The sequence below is a fragment of the Mycobacterium sp. genome (assembly GCF_036490025.1).
Classification (GTDB): Bacteria; Actinomycetota; Actinomycetes; order Mycobacteriales; family Mycobacteriaceae; genus Mycobacterium.
In genome coordinates this window covers 1-17,671 of sequence record NZ_DASXEP010000179.1, presented here as the reverse complement: position 1 = coordinate 17,671, position 17,671 = coordinate 1, and the positions used below count along the sequence as shown (strand labels likewise).

General features: G+C 66.8%; 20 protein-coding genes. 7 read left to right on the top strand and 13 right to left on the bottom strand.

The window, feature by feature from the left end; genetic code table 11:
• Positions 1-94: 94 nt before the first annotated feature.
• From VGG53_RS21115 to VGG53_RS21105, 3 genes are all read left to right on the top strand, one after another.
• A complete protein-coding gene (locus tag VGG53_RS21115; protein WP_331520076.1) occupies positions 95-1,639 on the top strand; it encodes a cytochrome c biogenesis protein ResB in 1,545 nt (514 codons plus the stop codon).
• Positions 1,636-2,601, top strand: a complete 966-nt coding sequence (gene ccsB, locus VGG53_RS21110) for a c-type cytochrome biogenesis protein CcsB (RefSeq protein ID WP_331520054.1) — start codon at positions 1,636-1,638, stop codon at positions 2,599-2,601. Before VGG53_RS21115 ends, ccsB begins: the two co-directional genes overlap by 4 nt.
• Positions 2,602-2,700: 99 nt before the next feature.
• Positions 2,701-3,966 (top strand): MinD/ParA family protein, encoded by a 1,266-nt coding sequence (locus VGG53_RS21105; protein ID WP_331520053.1) that lies wholly within the window; start codon positions 2,701-2,703, stop codon positions 3,964-3,966.
• 54 nt (positions 3,967-4,020) lie between these two features.
• On the opposite strand, the gene VGG53_RS21100 is transcribed toward VGG53_RS21105, so the two are convergent.
• Entirely contained in the window at positions 4,021-4,182 is a 162-nt protein-coding gene (locus tag VGG53_RS21100; RefSeq protein WP_331520052.1) for a hypothetical protein, read from the bottom strand.
• A 47-nt stretch (positions 4,183-4,229) separates the two neighbouring features.
• Here VGG53_RS21100 and VGG53_RS21095 point away from each other — a divergent pair, with 47 nt between their 5' ends.
• Complete coding sequence (locus tag VGG53_RS21095) at positions 4,230-4,541, top strand: DUF4229 domain-containing protein (protein WP_331520051.1); 312 nt, start codon at positions 4,230-4,232, stop codon at positions 4,539-4,541.
• A gap of 116 nt (positions 4,542-4,657) precedes the next feature.
• Here VGG53_RS21095 and VGG53_RS21090 read toward each other — a convergent pair whose 3' ends face one another.
• A complete protein-coding gene (locus tag VGG53_RS21090; protein ID WP_331520050.1) occupies positions 4,658-5,530 on the bottom strand; it encodes a 1,4-dihydroxy-2-naphthoate polyprenyltransferase in 873 nt (290 codons plus the stop codon).
• Between the two features lie 90 nt (positions 5,531-5,620).
• Between VGG53_RS21090 and VGG53_RS21085 the strand changes: the two genes are divergently transcribed.
• Positions 5,621-6,397, top strand: a complete 777-nt coding sequence (locus VGG53_RS21085; protein WP_331520048.1) for an S-methyl-5'-thioadenosine phosphorylase — start codon at positions 5,621-5,623, stop codon at positions 6,395-6,397.
• Positions 6,398-6,401: 4 nt separating this feature from the next.
• Here the strand turns inward: VGG53_RS21085 and VGG53_RS21080 are convergent, their stop codons facing one another.
• The 10 genes from VGG53_RS21080 to VGG53_RS21035 all read right to left on the bottom strand — a co-directional run bounded on the left by VGG53_RS21080 (position 6,402) and on the right by VGG53_RS21035 (position 15,111).
• Positions 6,402-8,153 carry an NAD-binding protein gene (locus VGG53_RS21080; RefSeq protein ID WP_331520046.1) on the bottom strand — a complete coding sequence of 584 codons (1,752 nt, stop codon included), beginning with the start codon at positions 8,151-8,153 and terminating at the stop codon, positions 6,402-6,404.
• Positions 8,154-8,264: 111 nt separating this feature from the next.
• Positions 8,265-9,368, bottom strand: a complete 1,104-nt coding sequence (menE, locus tag VGG53_RS21075; protein ID WP_414689023.1) for an o-succinylbenzoate--CoA ligase — start codon at positions 9,366-9,368, stop codon at positions 8,265-8,267.
• A 47-nt stretch (positions 9,369-9,415) separates the two neighbouring features.
• Positions 9,416-9,718, bottom strand: coding sequence for a DUF3349 domain-containing protein (locus VGG53_RS21070; protein WP_331520044.1), 303 nt, complete (start codon positions 9,716-9,718; stop codon positions 9,416-9,418).
• Between the two features lie 60 nt (positions 9,719-9,778).
• Positions 9,779-10,072, bottom strand: a complete 294-nt coding sequence (locus VGG53_RS21065) for a hypothetical protein (protein WP_331520043.1) — start codon at positions 10,070-10,072, stop codon at positions 9,779-9,781.
• On the bottom strand, positions 10,069-11,307 hold the full coding sequence (locus tag VGG53_RS21060) for an inorganic phosphate transporter (RefSeq protein WP_331520042.1): 1,239 nt from the start codon (positions 11,305-11,307) through the stop codon (positions 10,069-10,071). Before VGG53_RS21060 ends, VGG53_RS21065 begins: the two co-directional genes overlap by 4 nt.
• Positions 11,308-11,423: 116 nt before the next feature.
• Positions 11,424-11,810, bottom strand: a complete 387-nt coding sequence (locus tag VGG53_RS21055) for a VOC family protein (RefSeq protein WP_331520041.1) — start codon at positions 11,808-11,810, stop codon at positions 11,424-11,426.
• Between the two features lie 13 nt (positions 11,811-11,823).
• A complete protein-coding gene (locus tag VGG53_RS21050) occupies positions 11,824-12,714 on the bottom strand; it encodes an SDR family oxidoreductase (RefSeq protein ID WP_331520040.1) in 891 nt (296 codons plus the stop codon).
• A gap of 96 nt (positions 12,715-12,810) precedes the next feature.
• Positions 12,811-13,713: a 1,4-dihydroxy-2-naphthoyl-CoA synthase gene (locus tag VGG53_RS21045; protein ID WP_331520039.1), complete on the bottom strand. Its 903-nt coding sequence runs from the start codon at positions 13,711-13,713 to the stop codon at positions 12,811-12,813.
• A gap of 2 nt (positions 13,714-13,715) precedes the next feature.
• Entirely contained in the window at positions 13,716-14,168 is a 453-nt protein-coding gene (locus tag VGG53_RS21040) for a nitroreductase family deazaflavin-dependent oxidoreductase (protein WP_331520038.1), read from the bottom strand.
• Between the two features lie 16 nt (positions 14,169-14,184).
• The gene (locus VGG53_RS21035) at positions 14,185-15,111 is read right to left on the bottom strand and encodes an aldo/keto reductase (RefSeq protein ID WP_331520037.1); all 927 of its coding nucleotides are present in this window, start codon (positions 15,109-15,111) and stop codon (positions 14,185-14,187) included.
• Positions 15,112-15,194: 83 nt separating this feature from the next.
• Here VGG53_RS21035 and VGG53_RS21030 point away from each other — a divergent pair, with 83 nt between their 5' ends.
• Positions 15,195-15,755, top strand: coding sequence for a TetR/AcrR family transcriptional regulator (locus VGG53_RS21030; protein WP_331520036.1), 561 nt, complete (start codon positions 15,195-15,197; stop codon positions 15,753-15,755).
• A gap of 23 nt (positions 15,756-15,778) precedes the next feature.
• A complete protein-coding gene (locus VGG53_RS21025; protein WP_331520035.1) occupies positions 15,779-16,192 on the top strand; it encodes a PPOX class F420-dependent oxidoreductase in 414 nt (137 codons plus the stop codon).
• An 80-nt stretch (positions 16,193-16,272) separates the two neighbouring features.
• Here the strand turns inward: VGG53_RS21025 and fadD8 are convergent.
• Positions 16,273-17,671, bottom strand: a 1,399-nt coding sequence (fadD8, locus tag VGG53_RS21020; RefSeq protein WP_331520034.1) for a fatty-acid--CoA ligase FadD8, incomplete at its 5' end; no start/stop codon positions are given.

Here is a 17,671-nt window from a genome sequence, read left to right as displayed (position 1 = left end):
AGCAGACGCAGAATCGCACCGCGAAGCCTTCTCGCGTGCGATTCTGCGTCTGCTCGCGCAGAAAGCCCGTAACACCTGGCGCACGCTGACCTCGATGGGCACCGCGCTGGTGCTGCTGTTCCTGCTGGCGCTGGGAGCGATGCCCGGGGCGTTACTGCCGCAGCGCAGCCTCAACGCCGGCAAGGTCGACGACTATCTCGTCGCCCACCCCAAGCTCGGGCCCTGGCTGGATAAACTGCAGGCATTCAACGTGTTTGGCAGCTTCTGGTTCACCGCGATCTACACGCTGCTGTTCGTATCGCTGCTGGGCTGCCTGACGCCGCGAATGATCGAGCATGCCCGCAGCATGCGGGCAACGCCGGTGCCGGCCCCCCGCAACCTGAGTCGGCTGCCCAAGCACACCGAGGCCACCGTCGCCGGTGAACTCGACGACGTGGCCACGACGATGACCGGCCACCTGCGCGGTTGGCGCACGGTCGTCCGTCGCGGCGAGGGCATCGAGATCTCCGCCGAGAAGGGCTATCTGCGCGAATTCGGCAACCTGGTATTCCATTTCTCGCTGCTGGGCCTGCTGGTGGCGGTGGCCGCCGGCAAACTGTTCGGCTACGAGGGCAACGTAGTCGTCATCGCCGACGGCGGCCCCGGCTTTTGCTCGGCGTCGCCCGCCGCGTTCGACTCGTTCCGGGCCGGCAACACCGTCGACGGCACGTCGCTGCACCCGATCTGCTTGCGCGTCAACGACTTCAAAGCCCACTACCTGCCGTCCGGGCAAGCCACGTCGTTCGCCGCCGACATCGACTACCAGGCCGGCCGCGATCTCGCCGGCGGTAGTTGGCGGCCCTACCGGCTCGAGGTCAACCATCCGCTGCGAGTCGGCGGCGACCGCGTCTACTTGCAGGGCCACGGCTACGCGCCGACGTTCAGCGTGATCTTCCCCGACGGGCAGACGCGTACTTCGACGGTGCAGTGGCGGCCGGACAATCCCCGCACACTGCTGTCCTCGGGTGTCGCCCGCATCGACCCGCCCGCCGGGTCGTACCCGGACGCCGCCGAACGCCGCCAACACCAGATCGCCATCCAAGGTCTGCTGGCGCCGACCGAACAACTCGAGGGCACCTTGCTGTCGTCGAGCTTTCCCGCGCTGAATGCCCCGGCGGTCGCCGTCGACATCTATTCCGGTGACACCGGGCTGGACACCGGACGGCCGCAGTCGCTGTACTCGCTGGATCCGCATCTCATCGACCAGCACCGGCTCAACCGGGTCACGCGGGTCAACCTGCGCGTCGGCGACCAGGTGCGGATCGAGCAGGGCCCGGCGGCGGGCGCCGTCGTGCGTTTCGACGGCGCCGTGCCGTTCGTCAACCTGCAGGTCTCCCATGACCCGGGCCAGATCTGGGTGCTGGTGTCCGCGATCGCGATGATGGCGGGGCTGGTGGTGTCGCTGCTGGTGCGTCGACGGCGGGTCTGGGTTCGCCTGGTGACGGTCACGCCCGGTACGGTGAACGTCCAGGTAGGCGCTTTGGCGCGGACCGACAACGCGGGTTGGGGTGACGAATTCGAGCGCCTCGTCGGCAGGCTGCAGGACGGGCTACCAGCGTCGCCGGCCGAGCCGGTCGCGACCGGAAGGAGCACCCAGTGAACACGACGCACGTTCACATCGGCTTGGCGCGCAACTCCGATTGGGCGTTCACGTCCGCGGTGGTGATCCTGGTGGTCGCGTTGTTGCTGCTGGCCGTCGAACTTGCCTACACGCGCAGCCGCAAAACCGACCGAGAACTGGTCGGCGTGGGCGCGAACAGCGTGACCCCCGGTGTCGTGGCCGATGCCCCGCGACGGCCGTTCGACGAGCGCGTCGGGCGGGCCGGGCTGATCCTGGTGTACGCCGGAATCGGGCTGTTGCTTCTGTGCATCGTGCTGCGCGGTTTGGCCACGCAGCGGGTGCCGTGGGGCAACATGTACGAGTTCATCAACCTGACCTGCTTTTGCGGGCTGGCCGCCGGCGCGATCATGTTGCGGCGGCCGCAATACCGTCCGTTGTGGGTCTTCCTGCTGCTGCCGGTGCTCATTTTGCTGACGGTGTCCGGTCGCTGGCTCTACACCAACGCCGCTCCGGTGATGCCGGCGCTGCAGTCGTACTGGCTGCCGATCCACGTGTCGGTGGTCAGCCTGGGCTCGGGGGTGTTTTTGGTCGCCGGCGTGGCCAGCATGCTGTTCCTGGTGCGGACCTCTCGGCTCGCCGAACCGGACACTCCGGGCAGGCTTGCTCAGCTGGTCCAACGGCTGCCAGACGCGCAGACGCTGGATCGGATCGCATACCGGACCACGATCTTCGCGTTCCCGGTGTTCGGTTTCGGGGTGATCTTCGGTGCGATCTGGGCCGAAGAGGCCTGGGGCCGCTACTGGGGCTGGGACCCCAAGGAGACGGTGGCGTTCATCGCATGGGTGGTTTACGCCGCCTACCTGCACGCCCGGTCGACGGCGGGCTGGCGGGACAGGAAAGCGGCCTGGATCAACGTGGTCGGTTTCGTGGCCATGGTGTTCAACCTGTTCTTCGTCAATTTGGTGACCGTTGGCCTGCACTCCTACGCCGGGGTCGGGTAACCCCAGGTCAGAGGGTCGCGGTCGGCGCTGCGATATGTTCGGTTAAGAGCACTGTTCGACGACCAGCGACCCGAGTGTTGCAACGAGGGGGTGTTTTACGTGTCTCAGCATCCGACGCACGACGCGAATGCCGGCGATCACGGAGATCAGCCGACGTCCGAGCTGCCGCCGTCGCCGCCCCCGGAGCCGGCGACCCGAGCGTTTGCCGGGTTCCGGACCGAGCGCCGGTTCAGCGAGGGAGCGACGCAGAACGCACCGATGCCGGAAACCCGCGTCGAACCGCGGGCATGGGCCAACACGCCGTACCAAGGACTACCGCGGGTCGTCGAGTCGCCTCGGCGGGTCTACGGCAACTACGGCGGACCGCCGGCGCCCCCGTCGTCCGACCCGGGGCATTCGCAGCCCGCGTTGCCACCGCAGCGGTATCCGGAGTTGTCCACCAGCACGCTGCTGCGCCAGGTCAAGCCGCCGCCGACGGAGGGTTGGCGCCGGTGGCTGTTCCGGCTGTCGGGACAGCTGATCAACGTCGGCGAAAGCCCGCGGGTGATGCGGTACAACGACCTGACTGTCCAGGTGAACAGGCCGCTGCGGGGCTGCTATCGCATCGCGATGCTGTCGCTGAAGGGCGGCGTCGGCAAGACCACCATCACCGCCACGCTGGGGGCGACCTTCGCGTCTATCCGCGGCGACCGGGTGGTGGCTGTGGACGCCAACCCCGACCGCGGCACGCTGAGTCAAAAGGTGCCGCTGGAGACGCCGGCCACGGTTCGGCACCTGCTGCGTGACGCCGAGGGCATCGACCGTTACAGCGATGTCCGCAGCTACACCTCCCAGGGCCCCAGCCGGCTGGAAGTGCTTGCGTCGGAAAGCGATCCGGCCATGTCGGAGGCATTCAGCGCCGACGATTATGCGCAGACGCTGGAGATCCTCGAGCGCTTCTACGGCCTGGTGCTCACCGACTGCGGGACGGGCCTTTTGCATTCCGCGATGACGTCGGTGCTGGAGAAGGCCGACGCGCTGGTGGTGGTGAGCTCGAGTTCGATCGACGGCGCGCGCAGCGCCTCAGCCACACTGGACTGGCTCGATGCGCACGGCCACGAAGATCTGGTCAGCAATTCGATCGCGGTGATCAACGCGGTGCGCCCGCGGTCGGGCAAGGTCGACATGCAGAAAGTCGTGGATCACTTCTCGCGGCGTTGCCGCGCAGTGCGTTTGGTGCCGTTCGACCCGCATCTCGAGGAAGGCGCCGAAATCGACTTGAACCGGCTGAGGCGGGATACCCGCGAAGCGCTCATCGAGCTGGCAGCCGTTGTCGCCGACGGCTTTCCGAGTGATCAGCGTCGGGCCAACGAGCACTTCATCTAACCCTGTGACGATTCGGGCCGAAACGGCCCGGGGAGGAGCAGGGCCATCAATGTGCTAACGCGGGTTGTTGTCACCGTGGCCCAGCCGCCACAGGAAGTCCGGATCGTCGTCGGGTCCGATGACGCGGCTCTTCGGGCGGTTGACCTGTGAACGGACCGCGCGCCAGCCGACGTAGATCGAAGTTCCGAGGATCAAGACCAGGAGCAGGTACAGCACTCAACACCTCCTTGGTCTGAATATACGCGGCGACCTAGGCTCGCATTGTGTCAAACCGACAGAGCCCTGCCGGCCGCGCGGTCGTCAGCGTCCTACTTTATGTGGCGGCCCGCCTGGCATTGGTCGTCGCAATCACCGCGGTGATCTATTGGACCGGCCGAGGGCTCGGCGTGCGTGAGTTTCCGATCGTCGTCGCGTTGTTGTTCGCTCTCATCATTGCGATGCCGCTGGGCATATGGCTGTTCGGGCCGTTGCGGCGCCGGGCCACCGCCGGCATCGACACAGCCACTGAACGCCGTCGCCGCGATCGCGAGCACCTGCGGGCCAGGCTGCGTGGTGAGGAGCCACCCGGCGACTGACGTGGTTTGTTCGAGAATCGTGGCTTCTGATCGAGTGTGCATCGGCGGCGACGACACGCCGACGGCCTCCGCCCGGTGTGCACGCTGGAAGCCCTGAGCGCACAGTCGAAAGCAGGTCAGCCCGTCAGCGCCAAGGCGGCGGCCACCGCGATCGACCAGACCAGCATCGTCAGGCCGGTATCGCGCAGCACCGGGATCAGCTCGGCGCCGATTCGCTTGGAGCGCACCGGGGCTGCGGCCCGTGCTGCCAACGGTGCGGCCACCAATCCGGTTGCACACCACGGGGTGGCCACAGTCAGCGTCAGGGTCAACACGGCGGCGCCGGCCAGCAACGCCTGGTACAGGATGCGTGTCCGGTTGTCGCCCAGGCGCACCGCCAACGTGAGCTTGCCGGACTCGGCGTCGGTCGGGATATCTCGTAAGTTGTTGGCCACCAACACCGCCGACGACAGCGCCCCCGTCGTCACCGCCAACACCAGGCCCACCCAGTCGACCCGCAACGCTTGGGTGTACTGGGTGCCCAGTACTGCGACCAGACCGAAGAACACAAACACCGCGACTTCACCAAAACCCGCGTAGCCGTAGGGTTTCGAGCCTCCGGTGTACAGCCAGGCCCCGGCGATGCATAACGCGCCGACCGCGATCAGCCATGGCGCACTGGTCAGCGCGACTGCCAACCCGGCAACCGCGCCGACGGCGAGGCTGGCCACCGCCACCGTCAGCACCGACCGCGGTGCCGCCAGTCGCGAGCCCACCAGCCGCAACGGGCCGGCCCGGTTGTCGTCGGTGCCGCGGATGCCGTCGGAGTAGTCGTTGGCGAAGTTGACCCCGATGATCAGGGCCACCGCGACCACCAGTGCCAGCAGGGCCTTCCACCAGACGGCGCCGTGCAGCCAGGCGGCGCCGCCGGTGCCCGCGATCACCGGTGCGACGGCGTTGGGAAGTGTTCTCGGTCGCGCGCCGGCGATCCACTGCGCAAAACTGGCCACCCGTCAATCGTTCCATGCGGCGTGCACGACAATGGCTGACATGCCCGCCGGCGACGATGCAGAGCGGAGCGATGAGGAGGAGCGGCGTAGATGCTCGGAGTGATCGGCGGCAGCGGCTTCTACACCTTCTTCGACTCGGCCGCGCGCAGCGTCAACCTGGACACTCCGTACGGCGAACCCAGCGCCGCGATCACGGTCGGCTCGATCGGGGAGCACGAGGTGGCATTCCTGCCCCGGCACGGCGCCGACCACCGGTATCCGGCGCACAACGTGCCCTACCGGGCCAACATGTGGGCACTGCACGCGTTGGGGGTACGTCAGGTCCTCGCCCCGTGCGCGGTCGGCAGCCTGACAACCGACCACGGTCCGGGTGCCATCGTGGTGCCCGATCAACTGGTGGACCGTACCCGTCGTCGCGCCGATACCTACTTCGACACCGGTGCCGCGCACGTGTCGTTCGGCGATCCCTACTGCCCGACGTTGCGTTCGGCGGTGACCGGACTGCCCGAGGTGGTCGACGGCGGCACGATGGTCGTCATCGAGGGCCCGCGGTTTTCCACCCGGGCGGAGAGCCAATGGTTCGCCGCCGCGGGCTTCACTCTGATCAACATGACCGGCTATCCGGAGGCCGTGCTGGCTCGCGAGCTCGAAATCTGCTACGCGGCAATAGCTTTGGTGACGGACTTGGACGCCGGGATCGCCGCGGGCGGCGGGGTCAAGGTCGACGAGGTGATCAGCGAATTCGCGAAGAACATCGAGCCGTTCAAAAATCTCGTGCGGGCTGCGATCGGCCGGGTCGGCGCCGAGCACACCTGCACCGCGTGTCTGTCGCACACCGGCGTACCGCTTCCGGTCGACGAGCGCTGAGAGCTCAGCCGGTCTTGGCTTCGCGCTTGCGCTCGTCGTCGGTACCGGGTTCGCGGGGCGGACGCCCCTTGCGCAGCGTGTCGATCAGTTCGCGGTAGGGCCCGACCAGGTAGACGGTGTCGTCGGCGTGCAACCGCGCGTCGCGGCGGGGATGCAGCTTGACCAGCCCGTTGGAGGTCGTGATCGCGATGACCCGGGCCTGGGTGGACATTTCGAACATGCGCATTCCGTCGAGCTCGCTGCCGGCCGCTACCTGCATTCCGCCGACCACAAACGAGCTCTGGCCCACCGAGAAGGTGCCCAGCACCTGCAGCCCGATCGCTGCGCCGATGAACCACGGCACGGCGAGTTCGACGGTGGAGCGCACATTCTCGAATCCAAACCGTTGCGCCACCGCGAAGCCCAGCGTGCGGTCGTAAACGCGCAGCACCAGCGGAATATCGGTCCAGTGCTCCCTGGTCGCCGTCCTCTTGCCCAGCATCTCGGTCAGCACGATGCCGGTTTCGATGTTGATCATGTCGTCGCGGGTCAGCACCGCCACCGCCCGCGCGCGATCGACCCGCGCCGTCTGCAGTGTCTGACGCAACGTGGCGTCGCCGAAGATCACCGGCACGTCGAGGTCGCGCACCGCCGACAGAAAGCGGTTGTCTTCGTCGCGTTCGACTACCGCGACGTCGTGTCCGGCAGCGGCGAGCTCGCGGACCACTCGCATGCCGAGTCCGCTGAGCCCGACAACGACGATGTGGTTGCGCAGATGCCCGACGCGCGGGCGGGCTGAAGCGAAAACGAAACGGCGAGAGAGCAATACGTCCGCGACGAACGAGACCAGCAACGCGGTGGTGGTCACCCCGCTAAACATCAATATTGTGGAGAACGTGCGCAGCCAGGTGGGCTGGTTCACGAAGCTGAAGTCGCCGTAGCCGGTGGTGGTCATCGTTTCGACGGTGAAGTAGAACGCGTCGACAAAGGTCATTTTGGGCGGTGGGCGGTACCCGAAACGCAACACGAACGTGGCACTGATCAGGACGAGCAACGTGGCGGCGACGACCGGATAGAACGTCGGATTGAAGTCGTTGATCACGCCGCGGACGGTGTCGACCACTCGCCGGAGAAACGGCCGGCGCATTCGTGTCCGCGTCGAGCGGGGGATTCTGATGCCCTGGGCGGCCAACTCGTCGGCGGTGCCGATCATCATCGTCCTGTCGCCGGCGTGCACCCGCTGATCGCGGCCGGGGCAAATCTCCAGCTCACCGCGGGCGGGTGAGTCTTCGCCGTGGATGACCGCCACGGGCGCCAGATCGCCATAGAGTTCGCGCAGTGTCGCCTCGCGGGACGCGGTCTTGCCCGAGACGACGAACGTCATTCCGGCGGCATCGAAATCGTGGGTGGTTTGAGCCAGGCAGGCTTCGACCACCGCCGGCGCGGCGATATCGGCAACGTCAAGGATCGCACCGGGGCCGTTGTCGTTGGCAACCGCTTCGCGCAGCACGTCGTTGGCGACCCGTGACACCACCCGCACGTTCGGGTTGGCTTTCCTTGCCAGCAAAGCGATTTCGAGATTCCTTGCATCGTCGTCGCCGGCGCAGACGACAGCAATTGCATGAGAGACCTCGGCCAGGGTGAGCTCGCGCGCGACGCCGGCCTCGGATGACTCGGTGTTGGTTAGCCTGACAACCGTCGCGCCGGAGTTTTTCAGTTCGTCGGCGATGGTGGTGGCCAGCGCATCGTCACCGCTGACAATGATGTGGCGATGCATTTTCTCGTCCGTTGCTCAAAATCCCGATCGAAATCGAACACTCGATGACGTCGGGCCGGTTCACCAGGGCATTATGTCATCCGGTGCGCGCAGCTCGGCGCATAAGAGTCGCTAGGAGAAGCTCTTTCCGGCTATCCGGACCAACGCCGACCGGTCCACCTTGCCGATGCCGCGCATCGGCAGCGCGTCCACGATGTGCAGCTCGCGGGGCGCGGCGGTGTGGTCCAGGGTGCGTATCACGTGTGTGCGCAGCGTGTCGAGGGATGGTGCGTCGCACTCGTTGGCCACCACGACGGCGGCGACCACCCGCTGGCCCAGCCGCTCGTCGGCCAGCCCGAACACCGCGCAGTCGGCCACCGCGGGATGAGTCCGCAGCGCCGCCTCGACCAGCTGCGGCAATACCGTCAACCCGCCAGTGCTGATCGCGTCGTCGACGCGGCCGAGCACGCTGAGCACACCCGAATCGTCAAGGGCGCCAATGTCGTCGGTGCGAAACCAGCCGGGTTCGTCGAACGGGTCGGGGTCTGGTGGATTGCGATAGCCCTTGGCCAGCGTCGGGCCGCCGAGCGCGATCCGGCCGTCGGCAGCCACCCGCACCTTGACGTCGTCGAGCGGGACGCCGTCGTAGACACAGCCGCCGGCGGTCTCGCTCATGCCGTAGGTGCGAACCACGTTGACACCGGCGCTCGCCGCGGCGTCCAGGACGGCCAGCGGGGCCGGGCCGCCGCCGATCAGCACGGCGTCCAGGTCGGCCAGTGCGGCCTTGGCGGCCGGATCGTCGAGTGCCTTGGCCAGCTGCGTGGCAACCAACGCCGTGTAACGTCGTCCCGCGTCGAGTTCGTCGACGGCAGAACGCAATTGCTTGACATCGAAGCCCGTCGAGACGTCCAGCTCGACCGGGACGGTATCGGCCAGCAGACTGCGCACCAGCACCTGCACGCCGGCAATGTGATACGGCGGCAACGCCAGCAACCAGTGGCCCGGCCCACCCAGCCGATCGTGGGTGGCCACCGCGCTGGCGGTCAGGGCGTCGGCAGTGAGCAGTGCGCCTTTGGGCGCGCCGGTGGTTCCCGACGTCGTCACCACCAGGGCGACGTCGTCGTCAATGGCTTCGCCCACCCGTAGCGCCGACAACACTGCGCGATCGACACCGTCCGGCACCGGGACCAGCGCGGGGGCCCGGCCGTGCAGGACCTGCTGGAGTGCGGCGAGCAAAGGGTGCGCCGAGGAGCCCTGCGCCACGGCGAATGACCGCAGGACGGTTATCCGGCCTCCTCGCCGTCGCGGGCGTCGTCCAACGGCCAACCCTGGGCGGCCAGTCGTGCCCGCACCCGCTCGATGTCCTCCGGCGACGGCAGTTCGTCGGTGATCTGGGTGATCAGCACACCGATGTCGACCTGATCGAAATCGCTGCGCTGCATCAATTCGTGGGTCACCACTTTGACCTCGTCGTTGCTCAGCCGGCGGGACAGCAGGGCTAGCACCGAGACGTAGTCAGTCGGCGGAATTCCTTCCGGGTACCCCGCGCGCAGCCAGGCGACCACCGAGGACAGGAATCGGTTCACAGTGTGTCAACTTCCCCCGCTGGGCCGTCGCTAAGCCTCAATAGAGATTAACTTCGGATGCTACGCGGGCTTGGCTCCGAGCATGTACAGACCGGTATGCGCCCCGATGAACTCCCGGGCGACGTACAACACGCCGAGGGCGACCGCGCCCAGTGCCAGCCCATACAGCGCCCAGCTAAGAGCGGTCAGTGCAGGGTTCTTCTGCGCCACGGCTGCGCCGTCGGGACCGTGCACGCCGGCGCCCGCGGCACCCGCCCGCACCGCGAGGGCGAACAGCGCAGGCAGTCCGCTACCGAGGAGCAGACCGAAGATCAGGATCTTCAGCGAGGCCTGGTAATTGAACCAGTGGCTCATGGCATCCCTGCTTTCTTTGCCTCGGCGTGCGGAGCGGAACTGTGAACCTCGCCGTTCGTGACCGGAGTTCCGGCGGTAACCGCCGTGACGTCGGCCTCATCGAGCCCGGCGGTCAGGTCACCCTTCCACTCGGCGTTGACGTTGCTGTGGTCGACCTTCGTCTTGCGCGACTGCAGGTAGATGGCCGTGGCCACCGTTGCCAGCATGAGGAAGCCGATGATCGCGCCGGCGTAGCCGCCAATCCCGTGTGTCACCCAGTAGGTGATGGCACCGACGAAACCTGCCGCGGGCAGCGTGATCAGCCAGGCGGTCGCCATCCGACCGGCAACCCCCCAGCGCACCTCCGCACCGGGCTTGCCGACCCCGCTACCGAGCACGGATCCGGTGACCACCTGAGTGGTGGACAGCGCGTACCCGAACTGAGCGGACAGCAAAATGATTACGGCCGAAGACGATTCGGCCGCCATCCCCTGCGGCGACTTGATCTCCACGAGTCCCTTGCCCATGGTGCGGATGATCCGCCAACCGCCGGTGTAGGTGCCCAATGCCATTGCGCATGCGCAGGCCAGGATGACCCAGAACGGCGGCAGGGTTTCTGTCCGGCTGATGGCGCCGTAGGAGATCAGCGCCAGGAAGATCACGCCCATTGTCTTCTGCGCGTCGTTGGTGCCGTGAGCCAGCGAAACGAGTGAGGCCGAGAAGATCTGTCCGCGGCGGAAAGCGGTCTCGCTGCGCTCTTCTGGGACGCCGCGGTCCAGCCGGTAGACCAGCCAGGTGCCGACCGCGCCGACCACCCCGGCCACCACCACCGACACCAGAGCCGGGATCAGCACACGGGACACCACGCCGGTCCAGATCACCCCGTGCCCGCCGGCCGCCGCGATCATCGCACCCACGATGCCGCCGACCAAGGCATGCGACGAGCTCGACGGAATACCCAGCAGCCAGGTCATCAAGTTCCAGACGATGCCGCCGACCAGTCCGGCGAACACCAGCTGCAGCGTGACCAGGTGACCGTTGACGAGGTCCTTGGCGATCGTCGCCGCGACCGCCGTGGACAGGAACGCTCCCAAGAGGTTCAGCACCGCCGAGAGCGCCACCGCCTGCTTCGGCTTGAGCGCGCCACTGGCGATCGAGGTGGCCATCGCATTTCCGGTGTCGTGGAAGCCGTTCGTGAAATCGAATGCGAGGGCGGTGATCACGACGATGATCAACAGGAACAGCTGAAGGTTCACGGGCCTAATTCTGGGGGTAGCGAGGCGCCGTTGTCGAAAGAACCGAGCTGCTAAACCAAGGTATATCGCACTAGTCGACAGATGTTCGTCTGGGGTTAACCCGCGAACTCACCGCGTTAACCCCGGGTGTCGCGGCGCAGCGGATGTTCGGCCGGGATCTGGATGAAGATCAGCAGGACGCCGTCGGGATCGACCACATGCATCTCGTGCAGGCCCCATGGTTCTTGGCGGGCCTCGCGGGCGATCGTCACGCCTCTGCTCTCCAGCTCGGCCTGCGTTGCAGCCACATCGCGCACCTGAAGCCACAGGGCGCCCGGAAACGGTCCGGCCGAGTGCTCCGGCGCGCCGTGGTTGGCCAGCTCGATCAGTGACTGACCGGCGAAGAACACGGTGCCCGCGCCGTAGTCGCGAAAGATCGCCAAGCCGATCTGATCCCGGTAAAAGCTCAGCGACCGCTGGTAATCCACCGGCCGGAACAGCATTCGGCTGGCCAGAATCTCCATGCCGTCGTGTCTATCACGTGTCGGAGTTATTGGGTTGAAGGCGCTGTCGTCGGATCGCGTTGGTCGCCAGTCCTGGAACCAGGGTGTCGATTGCCTGCGCGGCAAGGGCCATCCGGGGCGCGATCCGGACCGGACGGGTGCGCGCGGCGGTGATCATCCAGTCCGCGGCTTCCTTGGAGGTCAGCGCCGGCAACCCTTGATACTCCTTGGTCGGCGCGATCATCGGGGTGGCCACCAGCGGGTAGTACAGCGTGGTCGAGTGCACACCCTTTCTCGCCCACTCGGTTTCGATCACCCGGCTAACCGCCGATAGCGCGGCCTTGGATGCGTTGTACACCGCGAACAGCGGCGACGGCTCGCTGAACACTCCCCAGGTGGCGACGTTGATGATGTGTCCGTCGCCGCGCTGCAGCATCCCGGGCGCGATGCCGCGGATCAGCCGCAGCGGCGAGTAGTAGTTGAGCACCATGGTCCGGTCGACGTCGTGCCAGCGCTCCAGCGACTCGGCCAACGGCCGGCGGATCGAGCGCCCGGCGTTGTTGACCAAGATGTCCACCCCGCCCAGCCGCTGCTCGACGTCGGCGACCAGCGCATCGACGGCATCCAGGTCCGACAGGTCGCAGGAAATCGCCATCGCGTTGCCGCCGCTTTCGGTGATACGGCCGACCAACTCGTCCAGCAGATCCTGGCGCCGGGCCACCACGACCACGGTGGCGCCGTGGCGGGCGAACTCCTCGGCGGCGCTTTCGCCGATCCCGGATGAGGCCCCGGTGAGCAGGACGCGCTTGCCGGCCAGCTCGATGCGCTTGGCGCCCGGGCGGGACAACAGACGTGGCGTGATGGGCGGGCGCATGGTGGCAAGCACCACCTGGTCGGTTAATCGGCGAAGCGGATTCTTACTCACAAGTCGGGAGTCTAGGGGGAGCGGCTGCCGACACCGAGGTCGACGTGAGTGCGCTGCGCTCTCGCGCTAGTGCACACTGGGGTCGATTTCGATGAACTAGAAGTAGCGCGGGAAGCCGCTCCAATCGGGCGGCCGTTTTTCCAGGAACGCGTCGCGGCCTTCGACGGCCTCGTCGGTCATGTAGGCGAGTCGGGTGGCCTCACCGGCGAACAGCTGCTGGCCCACCAGCCCGTCGTCGAGCAGGTTGAAGGCGTACTTCAGCATCCGTTGCGCCTGAGGTGATTTCGCGTTGATCTCGGCCGCCCACTGGATAGCCTCCGACTCCAGATCGGCGTGCTCGATGACGGCGTTGACCGCGCCCATCTGGTGCATCTGCTCGGCGGTGTAGGGGCGGCCGAGGAAAAAGATCTCCCGGGCGAACTTCTGGCCGATCTGCCGAGCCAGGTACGCGCTGCCGTATCCCCCGTCGAAGCTGCCGACGTCGGCGTCGGTCTGCTTGAACCGGGCGTGCTCGCGGCTGGCCAGGGTCAGGTCGCAGACTGCGTGCAGGCTGTGCCCGCCGCCCGCGGCCCACCCGTTGACCAGGCAAATCACCACCTTGGGCATGAACCGGATCAACCGCTGCACTTCGAGGATGTGCAGCCGGCCGGCCCTTGCGGCGTCAACAGTGTCGGCGGTCTCACCCGCCGCGTACTGGTAGCCGCTGCGGCCGCGGATGCGTTGATCACCGCCGGAACAGAACGCCCAACCGCCATCCTTGGGCGACGGCCCGTTTCCGGTCAGCAGCACCACTCCGACGTCGGGCGACATGCGGGCATGGTCAAGCACGCGGTAGAGCTCGTCGACGGTGTGCGGTCGAAACGCGTTGCGCACCTCGGGCCTGTTGAACGCGACCCGCACGGTCGCGTGGGCGACGTGACGGTGGTAAGTGATATCGGTCAGCTCGCCGAATCCGTCCACCGGCTTCCAGGATTCAGCGTGGAAAGGATTGTCGCTCAAGGTTATTGAATTCCGTCCAGTCGAAAGACCGCGCAGCGGCCGGCCAATGCTTCGAATTCGTCAGGTCGGCCTTCGGTCACCAGGCCGGCCCGCTTCATGAAACCGACGCCGGTGGGTACTTCGTCGGGGAACACCCGCAGTAACGGGCGAGCTTCATCAGCGGTCATCTCCACCATTCTGACGCGTCGGGCACTGCGGCCGCGGGCCACCGTGGCCTCGCCGGCGGCCCGGACATTGGCCACCCAGTCGGCGCCGGGAAACCCCGCGACGATGTACTCCCGGTTGCCGACGGTCATCGGGGTGACCGGGGTCGACCGCTGCCGTCCGGATTTGCGTCCGGCCACTGTCAACACGACCGGGCTCTCGCCGCCGAAACTCAGGCCCAGCCGCGACATTCGGATGAATAGCTTGTTGGCCGGTTTGAGCCACCACGGCGGCCGAACCGATTCGCTCATACGGCGACGGTACTCGTCAGCTCTGCTCGACGAACCTCTCGATCCCGTGCGGCACCGGGTCGGCTCCCGGGGCGGTGACGGCGTCCAGGCGCGCCAACTGGTCGGCACTGAGCACGATGTCGCCCGCGCCGATGTTCTCCTCGAGATGGCCGATCGACTTCGTGCCCGCGATCAGCAGCACGTTCGCCGCGTGAGCCAGCAGCCACGCCAGCCCGACCTGTGCCGGTAAGACATCGAGCTCGCCGGCGATATCGATCACCACCGGATTGTCGGCCGCCTTGGGGAAGCCGGGGAATGCCGACCCGAGCGGGAAGTACGGCACCCACGCGATGTCTTCGGCTTTACAGACGTAAAGCATCTCCTCCTGCGAGCGGTCCATCAGGCTGTAGGCGTTCTGCACGCAGACGATGCCCGCGGGCAGTGCACGCTGCAGGATCTCCGGCGGCACACTGCTGATCCCGATGCCGCCGATCTTGCCCTCGTCGCGCAGCGCGATCATCTCGGCCAGCTGGTCATCCAGGTCGACGAGCTGGTCGCCTTCGGCGCCCACGCCCGGCCCCAGGTCCATGCGGCGCAGGTTCACCACCGGCACGCGGTCGAGGCCCAGCTGGCGCAGGTCGTCTTCGACCGCGGCGCGCAGTTCGGCGGGCTTTTGCGCGGCGGCCAGGGGTATCGGTTCGTCGCCGGTGTAGCGCGCGCCGACCTTGCTGACGATGACGAGATCGTCGGGGTAGGGCGCCAGCGCCGCGTGGATGCGGCGGTTCACCTCGCCGGGGCCGTAGAACGATGCGGTGTCGATGTGGTTGACCCCGAGTTCGATTGCGCGACGCAGCACCGCGGCCGCGTCGTCGGGCGACGGCTCGAAGAGTTGCATCGCGCCGTAGCCGACTCGCGCGACGGTGCTCGTGCCGATGTGACCGATGCCGCCTGGCTTGTCTGTCATGGTGCTCCCTACTCGTGAGACACTGGAATTATGCGGAGGTTCCTCCGCTTCCCAACGTAGCATAATTCGGAGGGGGCTCCGTTTTGGTTGATGGTATTCGATCCGACGCGCGCCGCAATCGGCAGAAGCTGCTCGAGGCCGCGACCGCGGCGTTCGCCGCCGCCGACGGGAAGCCGGTGTCGCTGGAGTCGATCGCCCGCGACGCCGGGGTCGGGATCGGCACGCTCTATCGCCATTTCGCCACCCGGGAAGGTCTCGTCGAAGCGATCTATCGGACCGAACTCGCCGACGTGGCGGCCGCCGCCGAACAAATGCTCAAGCGGCATCCGCCCAAGACGGCGCTGCGCCGCTGGATGGACCGCTATGCGAGCTTCGTGGCGGCCAAGCGCGGCATGGCCGAATCGCTACACGCGATGTTCGACTCCGGCGCCATGCAACCCAACGAAACTCTCGCCAGCATCACCGGCGCCGTTGAGCTGCTGCTGCGGGCCGGCGCCGACGACGGCAGCCTCCGCTCCGAAGTACCGGCCGACGATGTGGTCTCCAGCCTGATCGGCATCTTCCTGGCGAGCGGTTCACCCGAGCAGACCGGCCGGCTGCTCGACCTGCTGGTCGCCGGCATCGCCACGTCGGGAATCAATTGACATGTTCGGGGGTAGTACACCGCATGAAACTCAACGATGCTGCGCGTGAACTGATCGGCAATGGCGCCGACGCCACCCTGGTCACGCTGAATCCCGACGGCAGCCCGCAGGTATCGCTTGTCTGGGTGGCCCTGCGGTCCACGCCCGACGGCGACGAGCTGGTGACCGCACATCTCGCCGAGCACAAGAAGGTCCGCAACGTCCGGCGTGACCCGCGCGTCGCGGTGACGATCGCGTCGCCTGGGGACATGAACAAAGCCCTGCGGCCGTATCTCGCGATCGACGGGACCGCGCGGATCGAAGAGGGCGGCGCGCCGGAACTACTCAAAACTCTGTCGGAGGTACTGCTGGACCCCAGCGTCTTCCCACCGAAGGATGCGCCGCCCGGATTCGTGACCCACATCCGCATCGACAAAGTCGGCGGAGTCGGGCTCTAGTCGTCCACACCGAGCAGACGCAAAAGCCCACGACACGCCCGGGCGGGCGGGCGCTTTTACGTCTGCTCGCGCAACCAGAATCAGCCGACCGCGCGGCCGGCGCCTTCCCAAAAGCGTGCGCGCACAGCCTTTTTGTCCGGCTTGCCCAACCCGGTCAGCGGCAGTGCGTCGACGACCACCACCCGCTTGGGTGACTGCACCGATCCCTTGCGATCCTTGACCGCCGATTGGATGTCGGCCGTCATGGCCGCGATCGCGTCGTCGTTGCGGGACGCGTCTTCACGCAACACCACCACCGCGGTGACGGCTTCGCCCCACTTGTCGTCCGGCGCCCCGACCACGCACACCTGAGCGATCGAAGGATGTTCGGCCACAACGTCTTCGACCTCGCGAGGGAAGACATTGAAGCCGCCGGTGACGATCATGTCCTTCACCCGGTCGACGATGAAGTAGAAACCGTCCTCGTCCTCGCGGGCCATGTCGCCGGTGTGCAGCCAGCCGTCCTTGAAGGTCTCGGCGGTGGCTTCCGGCAGATGCCAGTAGCCGCCGGCCAAAAGTGGCCCGCTGACGCAGATTTCGCCTGGCTCGCCCTGCGGGACCGGCTTGCCGTCCTCGCCGAGCAGCGCCACCCGCGCGAACAGCGTCGGGCGTCCGCATGACGTCAGCCGCTTCTCGTCGTGGTCGCCCTTGGCCAGATAGGTGATCGCCATCGGTGCCTCGGACTGGCCGTAGTACTGCGCGAAAATCGGGCCGAACCGCTGGATGGCCTCGGCCAACCGGACCGGGTTCATTGCCGAGGCGCCGTAGTACACGGTCTCCAGTGACGACAGGTCGCGAGTGTGCGAATCCGGGTGGTCCATCAGCGCATACAGCATCGATGGCACCAGCATCGTGGCTGTAATACGTTGCCCTTCAATGACTTTCAACACCTCGGCCGGGTCGAACTTGCCCAGCACCACCATCTCGCCGCCCTTGACCACCGTCGGCGTGAAGAACGCCGCACCGGCATGCGACAGCGGCGTGCACATCAAGAACCGGGGGTGCTCGGGCCATTCCCACTCCGCGAGCTGGATCTGCGTCATCGTGGCGATGTTGCCGGTGGTGCCGATCACGCCCTTGGGCTTGCCGGTCGTACCGCCGGTGTACGTCAGGCCGCCGATGTGGTCAGGCGGCAAGTCGGCCACGACTATTGGCTGCGGGGAGTATTTGGCCGCCTCGGCGGACAGATCGACCGCGACGTCTTTCAGCTCCTCGGGCACCGGACCGATGGTCAGGATCTTCTTCAGCGAGTCGACCTTGTCCAGCAGGCCCAGGGCCCGTTCGAGGAACATCGGGTTGGGGTCGATGATCAGCGCCGTGGCACCGGCATCGGAGAGCACGTAGGCGTGGTCGTCCAGCGAACCGAGTGGGTGCAGGGCGGTGCGCCGGTATCCCTGGGTCTGGCTGGCGCCGAGAATCATCAGGACCTCGGGCCGGTTG